Source organism: Flavobacterium nitrogenifigens (assembly GCF_003254565.1).
In the GTDB taxonomy this organism is placed as follows: domain Bacteria; phylum Bacteroidota; class Bacteroidia; order Flavobacteriales; family Flavobacteriaceae; genus Flavobacterium; species Flavobacterium nitrogenifigens.
This window is the reverse complement of sequence record NZ_QJRI01000173.1, coordinates 199,424-211,554: the sequence shown is the minus strand read 5'-3', so window position 1 is coordinate 211,554 and position 12,131 is coordinate 199,424. Positions and strand designations below refer to the sequence as shown.

Below are 12,131 nucleotides of genomic sequence, written 5' to 3'. Positions count from 1 at the left end.
GAATCCTTTGCCGTCAATCACGCTTGGAACTGCAAATGCAGTCTGTTTTAATGCCTCAGCCCAAACAGCCAGCTTAAGTTATAGTGCGGCAACAAATTCACCAACTTCATACAGCATTGTGTGGAATTCAAGTCCGACCAATAATTTTTTAGCGGTTACCGATGCCGCTTTAACTGCCGGCTCTATAAGCATTGCAGTTCCTGCAGGAACGGCTGCGGGCACATATACAGGAGCTCTAACCGTAAAAAATGTAAATGGGTGCATTTCGGCACCGACCAATTTTACAGTAACAATTAATGAAGCTTCAACAATTACTACATCAGGAAATTTAACTCCAGTTTGTCAAAATGCATTAGCACAAACAGCTTCTCTGTTATATTCTTCAACAAGTGGTTCGCCAATAAGTTATTCAATCGACTGGGCTGCTTTAAATGATCAGGGGACTACCATTTTTTCTTTTAATTCTACAGGAGGAATTATCAATAATATTAATATTCCTGCCAATGCAGCTGCCGGAACATATAGCGGAGTAATGACAATTTTTACATCAAACGGCTGTCAGACAACACAAGCAATTTCATTAACAATCAATAGTCTTCCAACTATAAGCACGGCGGGAGTTTTTAGTCCGGTTTGTCAAAGTTCGACAGCACAGACTACTACTTTAAGCTATAATTCGACAACTGGGTCTCCAATTAATTATGCCATTGATTGGGTTGCTTTGACAGATCAAGGAACCACACCATTTCCTTTTAGTGCGGGATCAGGAGATATTATCAATGTAAATGTTCCACCAAATACTACCTCAGGAACTTACAATGGTATAATGACGATTACAACTTCGGGCGGTTGCCAAGCCACTCAGAATGTTTCTTTAACTGTAAATCCAATTGTAGCTGCACCAACAGCATCTGTAACTCAATTGCCTACTTGTGTAAATAATACAGGTGTTATTACGGTGACTTCACCAGCATCAGGAACGGGATATTCTTATAGTATTGATGGGGTAGATTTTAGTAATACTTCGGGAATATTTACAGGGTTGTCTTCTGGGGTTTATGATGTGCAAGTGGAGAATAATGCAACAGGTTGTAAATCAGACCCGACATCAATTCCGATAAATGCTTTTGTTACTAAAGTGTGGAATGGTAGCGTTGATGCCAATTGGGAAAATCCTGCAAATTGGACACCGACGGGCGTTCCTATTGCTACTGACTGTATTGATATTACAGATGTAGGGGTTGATCCGATTATTTCTGGAACCGATGCAAGCATTTTTGTCAGTAGATTAACAGTTCAGGATAATGGTTCTCTGATTGTACAAAGTACAAATACAATTACAGTAACCAATGAAGTAAACGTATTAGGAAGTGGCAGTCTTATTTTTGAAAACAATTCAAGTTTGGTTCAAATTGCTGATGTTCCTAATACAGGAAATATTATTTATAAAAGAAATACAACACCAGTAAGACGTTATGATGTTACCTATTGGTCTTCGCCTGTAACTCGTGATCCGGTATTCACATTGCATGATTTATCACCTAATACGCTCTATGACAAATTTTATAAATGGAATCCTTCAGGCTGGAGTATAATTTATAATGGAACTGAAGAAATGGTAAAAGGTACTGGATATAGTATCCGTGCGCCTCAGCCATATGATTTAAATGCTCCTCAAATCTATGGAGGGGAATTTGTTGGTGTGCCAAATAACGGAACGATTTTAGGTCCTGCATCTATTGCAGAAAAATTTGTTTTTTTAGGAAATCCATATCCTTCAGCAATTTATGCAGATCAGTTTATTCACGACAATGCAGATCGTATATATGGAACGTTGTATTTTTGGACGCATAATAGCCTCCCTACCCTAGTTCCTGGCACAAATGTTTACAGATACACTGGTAATGATTATGCCTATTATAACTTATCAGGACTCACTGAGGTAGGAGCAATGGAAGGAACAGGCGCCTCAACTCCAGGAAATCAAAGTGAGCCGGCAGGATACATTGCCGCAGGACAAGGTTTTTTCGCTAAATCCATAACAGGACAGAATGTTATATATACAAACTCGATGAGAGTACCAAGTCATAACAGTCAGTTTTATAAATCTTCAGCTAGTACTGTGATAGAAAAACACCGTGTCTGGCTGAATTTAACAAATACAGAAGGGTTGTTTAAACAGTTGCTTATTGGATATGTAACAGGAGCCACGAATTCTTGGGATAATAATTACGACGCGATAACTATGGGAGCCAATCCGTATGCTGATTTCTATAGTATTAATGAAGGAAAAAAATTGGTTATTCAGGGAAGAGCTGTACCTTTCGTTACTTCTGATACAATTCCTTTAGGATATAAGTCTACTATCGCGGAAGGTAATTTTACAATTGCTATAGATCATGCTGATGGAAGTTTAAGCACGCAGGATATTTATCTTCAAGACAACGTAACAAAAACGATTCATAATCTTAGAACAGGGGGATATACCTTTAGATCAGCGACAGGAACTTTTCTTAATCGTTTTGTATTGCGTTATACAAATAAAGATGAAGGAACTCTTGGTAATGAGGGTTTTGAAAATCAATATCAGAAAATCCTTGTTTCTGTTAAAAATAAAAACATCAAGTTACAATATATTTCTGAACAGGAAAATCTAGAAGAAGTGGCTATTTATGATACAGGGGGTACATTATTATACCTGAAAAAACAAATTGGAAACAAAGAATGGCTTATAACAAACTTTCAATCGGGACCTCAAGTTTTGTTTGTAAAAATGACTTTAGATAGCGGAAAGATTGTCGCAAGAAAAATAGTGTTCCAATAAAATTAAAAAAAGCGGTTGAGTTTCATAAAGCTCAATCGCTTTTTTTATTTAAAACTAAAGAGTACGCTGCAAATTTTGATTCGTATCTTTTAGTGCCTTTTCGTTCTTATAATCAATCCATTTTTGACCTTGAATTTTTCGCATCATAATATCAAAATGGCGCATAATAAATACATTGTAGGCTGCTTTAGACAAATTGACAATGTTTTTTGGAAAGGAGCGAAGACTCATCGAAAAGCCAGGTGTTAAGTATTTCATATAGTGCCAATAGCCTTCTGGCATATAGAGCATTTCGCCATGTTTTAGATTTGTGATATAACCTTCGATATTTTTAAGTGCTGGAAATTTTTCATAATCTGGATTATCAAAATCAATGTCTTCTCTCGAAATCAAAGCATGAGGCACTTTGTACATAAATTTAGACTGGTTTGGAGCAAAAATCATGCATTGTTTTTCGCCATGAAAATGGAAATGAAGAATGTTGGAATAGTCAATATCGTAGTGCATGAAAACTCTCGAATTTTCTCCTCCAAAAAATAACATTGGCATTTGCTTCACTAATTTTAAGCCAATATCGGGCCATAAGAAGTCGTTTTTTAATGACGGAACCTCTTTTATTAAATTGTAAAGAAAAATACGGTAGTTTGTAGGTTTTTCTAGCAACAAGTCAATATAGTCGCTCATCTTCATTGTGGTATGCGCCTCATTAAAGCCATCTTCATGATTTACAGGTCTGTCATCATATAAAGGAACGATTGAATTTCCTGCGATTTCTTTTATATAAGATAATTTCCATTTGTTATAAGCTGGCCAGTCTTCGGTCAATTCTTCAATAACAACAGGAATTTGTTTTTTTACATATTGGGAAACAAAATCTGCTTTAGAGATTTTTTTAACCCTCTCTATTTGTTTTAATTTCATTCTATTAAATAAAAAAATTGCTTATAGTCGGAGCTATAAGCAATTTAAATATTTTTGTTGAAATTTTTGAACTCTATTAACTAATTTTTTGATCGAATCGATTTCAAAAATCAATCCGCTGCATATTTATTATTCCAATACAGCATCATCATTAAAGTAACTATTACAGAAGAAGCGATTCCTTCAAATAATAGACAGATACAATAAGTTGGCACTGATGGATTTCCTCCGAACATAAATGTTTCGGACAAAGTTCTTACGTAGGCATCTCCGCCTCGGGCGTAACTATAAACTAATAAGCCAAATACACTCATACATACACCAACTACAGAAGTTGTCATTGCAGAAATGGCATTAGATAAAAAATTGGTTTCCCCTTCATGAAGATTCATCTGCATGGTCCTGTTAACACCGTAGAATATAAAGAAAACGTTGAGTGTTCTCAAATAAAACAAATCTGCTAAACCTAGTACATTCATTAATAAAAAATAAATGCCAATTCCGAGGAAAATCAAAAACCCATTGGTAATTTCTTTAGGTAATTTCATAGTGGTTATTTTTTAGAAGTTAATAGTAAATATTTGAAAAACAGTGTTCTATCAAATTTACTAAAAAAATAACTACGATGGTTTAAAAACTGTAAAAACTATGCAGTCTGGTTTTTTATTAAAGAATTTACAAAAGCTAAAGAATCGGTTTGATCTTGATGAAGCTGTGCTTTTAAGGCATCTAATGAACCAAATTTTTGTTCTTCACGAATATAATGCAATAAAGAAACTTCAATATTTTGATCGTAGATGTCTTTGTCAAAATTAAATAAATGAATTTCAATAGTTTGTTTTTCTCCATTAACAGTAGGATTAAAACCAATATTCATCATACCATAAAGAGTTTCTCCATTTACTATGGCTTTTGCAACATAAACGCCAATTTTTGGTATAAGTTTATAATCTTCTTCGATATAAATATTTGCTGTAGGAAAACCAATAGTTCGTCCCAACTGTTTTCCTTTTACTACTGTTCCGTTTAAGAAATAGCTGTAGCCTAAATATTCGTTTGCCAAGGCCATGTTGCCTTCATTTAAGGCTTTTCTGATTTTGGTTGAACTAACCGAAACATCTTGAATTTCTTCAGCAGAAATCTGTTCCACTTCAAATCCGTATTCGATTCCAAAAGCAATTAGGTCGTCAATATTTGCAGTTCTATTGCGGCCAAAACGATGATCATGTCCAATAATAATTTTTTGAATCTGGAATTTCTCTACTAAAATCGTACGAACAAATTCCTCTGCAGTTAATCTTGAAAAACTTTCGTTAAAAGGATGAACAACAAGGTTTTCTATACCGGTTGCTTCCAAAAGTTTTATTTTTTCCTCAATGGTGTTGAGTAATCTTATTTCAGATTTTTCCTGAAGAACCATTCTTGGGTGTGGAAAAAAGGTTAGAACCAAGCTTTCATATTTTCCATTTTCAGTATTCTGAGTAATTCGTTCGAGAATTTTTTTATGACCAATATGCACGCCATCAAAGGTGCCAAGAGTTAAAATTGTTTTCTTGGTTGACTGAAAATCGTTTATAGAATGAAAGAGCTTCAAAACAAATTATTTAAGATGCTGCAAATTTATACTATTCTCTTTTAAATTTAATACTATGATAAATCGAATTTTAACCCATGAGTGTCTTTTTGTAAAAATAAGACGACTTGCAGATTAAAAAACAAATTGTCGCGTTGATACTATAATTTCAAATTAATTGAAGTAATTTTGATTATCTATATTTTAAGAGTATGAAAAAACAACTACTTTGTATATTTTTAATTTTCTGTTTTGCAGCGATGAATGCACAGGATGTTTTATGGCAGAGAGTAACTTCTTCATCGTTTTCGCGAAAAACGGATGGTGTAAGTTCTAATAAATTATACTATAAATTAAATACAAGTCTACTCAGCTCAAAGTTAGTTTCGGCATCAAATAAAACTGCAAAAAATACTGTTTCAGAAATTACAATTCCTAATACGGATGGGATTTTAGAACGTTTTTCGGTTTGGGAATCATCTAATTTTGATCCAGAATTACAGGCAAAATATCCAGAAATTAGATCTTATGAAGGTCGAGGAATAGATGATAAAGGTGCTAAAATACATTTTAGCGTTGCTCCAATTGGTATGCAAACGATGGTTTTTAGGACAGCAAGACCAACAGAATATATTGAACAAAACCCAGACAATAAATCGGAATACGTTTTGTTTAAATCGACAGATAACGCAGCATCAAAAATGATTTTGGATTGCAAAACTCCCAATTCGATTTCTAAGAACACATCTTCTGTTACTGCTAAAGCAGCTTCAAATGCCAAAGAGTTCAAAACACTTCGATTGGCACTATCCTGTACAGGCGAATACACAGCTTATTTTGGCGGAACAGTAGCAGGAGCCTTGGCGGGAATGAATGCTACTTTAACTCGAGTAAATGGTATTTTTAATAGAGATCTTGCTGTACAATTAATTTTAGTTGCAAATAATGACGCTGTTATTTATACAGATGCATCTACAGACCCTTATTCTATTGCATCAGTAGGTGCTGATAATAACAATCCTGCTTGGCCAAAAGAAGTACAGACAACATTAACCAATGTTATCGGCGAGGCCAATTATGATATTGGTCATTTGTTTGGAGCCTCGGGCGGAGGAGGGAACGCAAGTTGTATTGGTTGTGTATGTGTGAGCCCTACTTCTAGTGAACCTCTAGGAAAGGGAAGTGCATTTACATCTCCAGCAGACGCAAAACCGCAAGGTGATAATTTTGATATTGATTTTGTAGCTCATGAAATGGGACACCAGCTTGGGGGATCACATACTTTTTCATATGCAAATGAAGGAATGGGAACATGCTACGAACCAGGAAGTGGTTCAACCATTATGGGGTATGCTGGAGTAACAGATTATGATGTTCAGAATCATTCAGACGATTATTTTTCTTATGCAAGCATTAGTCAGATACAAAATAATCTAGCAGGAAAAACTTGTCCTGTGTCTACACCTATAGCTGATAATAATCCACCTGTTATAAAGGCAGGTTCAGACTATACTATTCCAATTAGTACACCATTTATTTTGACAGGAACAGGTTCTGATCCTGAAGGAAATTCTATAACCTATACTTGGGAGCAATTTGATAGTGCTATAACAACTTTTGCAAGTAATAGTTTAACGTATCCTACAAAACCAGATGGGCCAATGTTTAGATCTTTTTCGCCAACAACTTCACCAGTTCGTTATATGCCTGCTTTAAGTTCGGTATTAAATAATCAATTGACGACAAGTTGGGAATCTGTTTCTTCTATTGCAAAAACAATGAATTTTACTCTGACAGGAAGAGACAACGCCGCTTTAGGAAAGGCACAAACCAATACAGATGCAATGATTGTTACTGTAAGTGACGCAGCCGGACCATTTGCAGTAACTTCCCAAACAGACGAAAATCTGGGTTGGGCAAAAGGATCTGCACAAACGATTACATGGAGTGTAAATAATACAAATACACTGCCTGGATCATCAAACGTAAATATAAAATTATCTGTAGATGGCGGATTAACCTATCCAATTGTTTTAGTAAGCAATACTCCAAATGATGGTTCTGAAACCATATTGGTTCCAGAAATTGATGCCGCTACAAACTGTAGGCTTTTGATAGAACCAGTCAATAATATTTATTATGCTATAAATAAAAAAACATTTGCTATAGGATATACGGTTTCTACATCTTGCGCGTCGTATAATTTTGGTGGCGGATATTCGACAGATGTTAATGTAAATGTAAACAAAACTGTTTCTGTACCTTCTTCATCTGGATTGATTTCAGATGTAAATGTTTCGGTAAATGTAACACATGCGAGATTTTCAGATTTGACTATGCAAATCATAAGTCCGAGCGGAACAGTGGTGACTTTGTTTAATAAAAACTGTGGAAGTACAAATGCAACTTTTGCTTTACAATTTGACGATAGCGGAACCGCATTAAACTGTAATACGACTACTAGCCAGATTGTTATTCCTTCAACTGCTCTAAGTGCTTTTAATGGTGAAAATCCGCAAGGAAATTGGACTTTTAGAGTTTTTGATGATAGAGTAGGCGCTTTAGGGACAATAAATTCTGCTTCAGTAAATATTTGCACTAAAACCTATACATTAGGAAATCAAGATTTTGAGAATGTTAAGTTTATGGCATTTCCAAATCCAAACAAAGGAACTTTTACAGTGCAATTTGATAGAGATTCAGTAAGCGAAATTAAAGTTTACGTTAATGATATTAATGGAAAATATGTTTACGATAGAACTTTTCAAGGTTCAGGATATTTTATTCAAGATATTCAATTGCCAGATGTGCCTTCAGGTCTTTATTTTGTAACAGTTACTGATGGTAACAGAAAAGAAGTGAAAAAAATATTGGTGAATTAATTTCTGAATTTCAAAGATTAATGTGCCATAGCCATACAGAGTATACTAATCTTAACACCAGGTATTTTCTGTAGAGCTTTTGAGCATGCTTCGAGTGTTGCGCCTGTCGTAAGCACGTCGTCAACAATTAAGAAATGTTTATTGTAATCAGATTCGCTGAATTTGACATCAAAAATGTTTTCAATATTTTCAGATCTTCCCAAAAGGTTTTTCTTGGATTGTGTTTTGGTATATAATTTTCGGATCAAGATATTTTCTGTAAAAGGAATTTCAAAACCCGATGCAATTGCTTTTCCAAAAGTGGTGGCCTGATTATAGCCACGCTCCTTAAATTTTCTTTTATGGAGCGGAACGGGAATGACAGCATCAAAAGGAATTTCGAATTGAAGTTCTTTTAAATCTTCAGCATACCAATTTCCTAAGACAGTTCCGATTTCCTGATGACCTTTGTATTTTAAATTATGAATTAATTCTTGAACCATTCCTTTTTTATTAAAATACAAAAATGCAGACGCAAATTGAATGTCGATCTTGCCATAAAACTTTTTGGCAGCTTCATTTTTAGGATTTAAATGATATTGGGTTAGAGGCATTTCGTGTCGGCATCCGGTGCAAAAAACCGTTTCATTCTGAAGCAAAAGCGAGTGGCATCCACTGCAAACTTTAGGGAAAAATAGATTTATTAGATAATTAATCACAAAAAGAGAGATTTTATTTACAAAAGTAACAAAATCAAACCTTCAATCTTTATAATTTTTCTTTTTTATAAAGCTAGTTTTTATATTTTTGCATCACTATGGCAAAACAAGAAGATATATTTAAGAATGTGGTTTCGCACGCAAAAGAGTACGGATTTATTTTTCCGTCAAGCGAAGTTTACGATGGTTTAAGTGCTGTATACGATTACGCACAAAACGGTGTCGAATTAAAAAAGAATATCCGTGAATATTGGTGGAAATCAATGGTTCAGATGAATGAGAATATTGTCGGCCTTGATGCTGCAATATTGATGCATCCAACAACTTGGAAAGCTTCTGGTCACGTTGATGCTTTCAATGATCCATTAATTGATAATAAAGATTCTAAAAAAAGATATAGAGCTGATGTTTTGGTTGAAGATCATGCTGAAAAAATTCACCAAAAAGCACAAAAAGAAATTGACAAAGCAAAAGCTCGTTTTGGCGATGCATTCAACGAACAAGAGTTTGTTACTACAAACGCTCGTGTAATTGAATATTTGGCTAAAGAAAAAGAAATCAGAGAGCGTTTAGGACGTTCTTTGGGAGCAGGAGATTTGGCCGATGTGAAAGCATTGATCGAAGAACTTGAAATTGCTGATCCTGAAACGGGTTCTAAAAACTGGACAGAGGTAAAACAATTTAACTTAATGTTCGGAACAAAATTAGGTGCATCTGCAGAAAATGCTATGGATTTATATTTACGTCCAGAAACAGCTCAAGGTATTTTTGTGAACTTTTTAAACGTTCAGAAATCTGGCCGTATGAAAGTTCCTTTTGGAATTGCTCAAACAGGTAAAGCGTTCAGAAATGAAATTGTAGCAAGACAATTTATTTTCCGTATGCGTGAGTTCGAACAAATGGAAATGCAATTTTTTGTGCGTCCAGGAGAAGAAATGAAATCATACGAATACTGGAAAGAAACGCGTTTAAAATGGCATTTATCTTTAGGATTAGGAAAAGAGAATTACCGTTTTCACGATCATGAGAAATTAGCACACTACGCAAACGCAGCAGCTGATATCGAATTTAACTTCCCATTCGGATTTAAAGAATTGGAAGGAATTCACTCTCGTACCGATTTCGATTTAAAAGCGCACGAAGAATATTCTGGAAGAAAATTACAATATTTTGATCCTGAATTAAACGAAAACTATGTTCCTTACGTAGTAGAAACTTCTGTAGGTTTAGATCGTATGTTCTTGGCGGTTTTTGCTACTTCATTAAAAGAAGAAACTCTTGAAGACGGTTCTACAAGAACAGTTTTAAAATTGCCAGCAGTTTTAGCACCAACTAAAGCGGCAGTATTGCCATTAGTTAAAAAAGATGGTCTGCCAGAAGTTTCAAGAAAAATCATTGAAGATTTGAAATGGGATTTCAATGTGGCTTATGATGAAAAAGATGCTGTAGGACGTCGTTACAGAAGGCAAGATGCTCTTGGAACGCCTTTCTGTATTACAGTAGATCATCAGACGCTTGAAGACGAAACGGTAACAATTCGTCATAGAGATACAATGAAACAAGATCGTGTAAAAATTGCTGAATTAAGAGGTATTATCGAAAACGAAGTTTCGATGAAAAACTGGTTAATGAAAATGTAATCTTTACAAGTTATACTATAGATCCCAAATTCCGTAAAGGAGTTTGGGATTTTTAATTTTTGAAACAAGCATTTTATCGGTTTTTTTTGCATTTCATCCTTATGTATCAACATTTTATTGTAATGTATTAACAATGAAATGTTTAAGATGTTTAAATCCGTAATTTTAAATCTGTAATTACTGCAAAGACCAATTTTTTTTCTTCACATAGCAATTAAAAGTATTTTTTTGATTATGATTGCGCCGTGAGAAACCAATAAAACCTGAAATTGAAAAAGTATTCGTATATAATAATTGATGATGTTGCTGAGAGTATTTTGAAAACCAAAACAACGGCTTCAGGTTTTTCAGAATTATCTTTTAAGGCATCGGCATCAAATTTTCAGGAAGGTTTAGAATTGGTTTTAGAACATAAACCGGATTTGGTTTTTCTAGAAATAGAACCCGAAAATGTGTCAAGTCATTTGTCTTTGACTTTTATAAGCGAATTGCACCGGTTCTTTCAGGAAATTCCCAAAATTATAATTACTACCAATACAAAAGAGAAAGCTTTCGATGCTATTCAATATGGCGTATTTGACTATCTTTTAAAGCCTGTTGCGAATATTGATCTACTGAAAGCTGTTTTAAAGCTTAAAAAAGCAAATTTCGAGGCTAAAATAGTTGGTTCAATAGAAGAACAGACTTCTATTGTAATTGATAATATAAATAACGTCACGATTCCTCAAAATATCCAAAAACCATTAACCATTTGTATAAAGTCATATGGTGATTACCGATATCTGAATGCTGAGGATATTTGCTATTTTCAAGCCGATAATAACTCAACCGATATTTATTTAAATACTGGTGAAATGATTACGGCGTTTAAAACGTTAAAGCATTTTGAAAGCGTTTTGACGTATCCGTTTATTCGTATTCATAACAGTTATGTAATTAATAGAAATTACATTTCGAGGATTCATAGCGGAAACTCAATCTGTTACATAAAAAACTCCGCCAAAAAAATTCCATTTTCTAAAACTTATAGAGCAAATGTAGAGCAGATTATTGCCGATTTTGCAGCAGGAAATTATCTAGAAGTCTAAAAATTAGATATTTACACTAATTTGCCGTCCATTGACTATCAATTGGGTATGATTGACTATAAACTCAATTTTTTGTATAAATTTTTTTTCAACCTGGTGTTAGTTTTACACTCTGATTCGCAAGTAAACAGTGAATCATCTCCAAAAATTAAAACAACATTAAAACCCTCAGGTCATGAAAAAAACAGCTTTAACATTCGGATTATTCTCATTAGTAATAGTTGCAACTTCTTTTGCATCACCAGCTTCGACAACTCTTTCAAATGAAAAAGTAAGCATAATTCCTCCTGTGGATGGTTCTACTGGTGGAGGAAGAAAACAAGATAATCCACGTATCGCAAGTAATAAGATTGTAGTTAAAAATAACGAACTATCTTTTGCTAATATCAACCAATCTTTTGGTGATTCTAAGAAAATAGATTAATTTAAAGAAAATATTTATAAAAGTCTTTGGGCTGCCAATTTTTTTGGTGGCCTTTTTTTATGTTTATAGTTTTAGTATTTT

General features: G+C 34.2%; 9 protein-coding genes. 5 read left to right on the top strand and 4 right to left on the bottom strand.

The features are described 5' to 3' along the window. A partial coding sequence (locus DM397_RS11095) for a T9SS sorting signal type C domain-containing protein (protein ID WP_162615481.1) occupies positions 1-2,824 on the top strand: 2,824 nt, incomplete at its 5' end. A gap of 54 nt (positions 2,825-2,878) precedes the next feature. Here the strand turns inward: DM397_RS11095 and DM397_RS11090 are convergent. From DM397_RS11090 to DM397_RS11080, 3 genes are all read right to left on the bottom strand, one after another. After that, on the bottom strand, positions 2,879-3,745 hold the full coding sequence (locus DM397_RS11090; RefSeq protein WP_111377593.1) for a cupin-like domain-containing protein: 867 nt from the start codon (positions 3,743-3,745) through the stop codon (positions 2,879-2,881). Between the two features lie 110 nt (positions 3,746-3,855). Next, entirely contained in the window at positions 3,856-4,293 is a 438-nt protein-coding gene (locus DM397_RS11085) for a hypothetical protein (protein ID WP_111365494.1), read from the bottom strand. A gap of 98 nt (positions 4,294-4,391) precedes the next feature. After that, complete coding sequence (locus DM397_RS11080) at positions 4,392-5,339, bottom strand: bifunctional riboflavin kinase/FAD synthetase (RefSeq protein WP_111377592.1); 948 nt, start codon at positions 5,337-5,339, stop codon at positions 4,392-4,394. Positions 5,340-5,530: 191 nt separating this feature from the next. On the opposite strand from DM397_RS11080, the gene DM397_RS11075 reads away from it, so the two are divergent. Continuing rightward, entirely contained in the window at positions 5,531-8,200 is a 2,670-nt protein-coding gene (locus DM397_RS11075; protein ID WP_111377591.1) for a zinc-dependent metalloprotease, read from the top strand. 17 nt (positions 8,201-8,217) lie between these two features. Here the strand turns inward: DM397_RS11075 and DM397_RS11070 are convergent, their stop codons facing one another. Further along, on the bottom strand, positions 8,218-8,898 hold the full coding sequence (locus DM397_RS11070; protein WP_239457841.1) for a ComF family protein: 681 nt from the start codon (positions 8,896-8,898) through the stop codon (positions 8,218-8,220). A 98-nt stretch (positions 8,899-8,996) separates the two neighbouring features. Here DM397_RS11070 and DM397_RS11065 point away from each other — a divergent pair, with 98 nt between their 5' ends. The 3 genes from DM397_RS11065 (at position 8,997) to DM397_RS11055 (ending at position 12,050) form a co-directional block, all read left to right on the top strand. Further along, positions 8,997-10,538: a glycine--tRNA ligase gene (locus tag DM397_RS11065; protein ID WP_111377589.1), complete on the top strand. Its 1,542-nt coding sequence runs from the start codon at positions 8,997-8,999 to the stop codon at positions 10,536-10,538. A gap of 269 nt (positions 10,539-10,807) precedes the next feature. After that, positions 10,808-11,626 carry a LytR/AlgR family response regulator transcription factor gene (locus DM397_RS11060; protein ID WP_111377588.1) on the top strand — a complete coding sequence of 273 codons (819 nt, stop codon included), beginning with the start codon at positions 10,808-10,810 and terminating at the stop codon, positions 11,624-11,626. A gap of 175 nt (positions 11,627-11,801) precedes the next feature. Beyond that, the gene (locus DM397_RS11055; protein WP_111377587.1) at positions 11,802-12,050 is read left to right on the top strand and encodes a hypothetical protein; all 249 of its coding nucleotides are present in this window, start codon (positions 11,802-11,804) and stop codon (positions 12,048-12,050) included. The last annotated feature ends 81 nt before the right edge of the window (positions 12,051-12,131 follow it).

What these genes read in the sequence shown, in the direction of transcription:
- DM397_RS11075 (WP_111377591.1), top strand. Translation starts at nt 5,531, where the DNA reads ATGAAAAAACAACTACTTTGTATATTTTTAATTTTCTGTTTTGCAGCG.
- DM397_RS11090 (WP_111377593.1), bottom strand. Translation starts at nt 3,745, where the DNA reads ATGAAATTAAAACAAATAGAGAGGGTTAAAAAAATCTCTAAAGCAGAT.
- DM397_RS11055 (WP_111377587.1), top strand. Translation starts at nt 11,802, where the DNA reads ATGAAAAAAACAGCTTTAACATTCGGATTATTCTCATTAGTAATAGTT.
- DM397_RS11065 (WP_111377589.1), top strand. Translation starts at nt 8,997, where the DNA reads ATGGCAAAACAAGAAGATATATTTAAGAATGTGGTTTCGCACGCAAAA.
- DM397_RS11085 (WP_111365494.1), bottom strand. Translation starts at nt 4,293, where the DNA reads ATGAAATTACCTAAAGAAATTACCAATGGGTTTTTGATTTTCCTCGGA.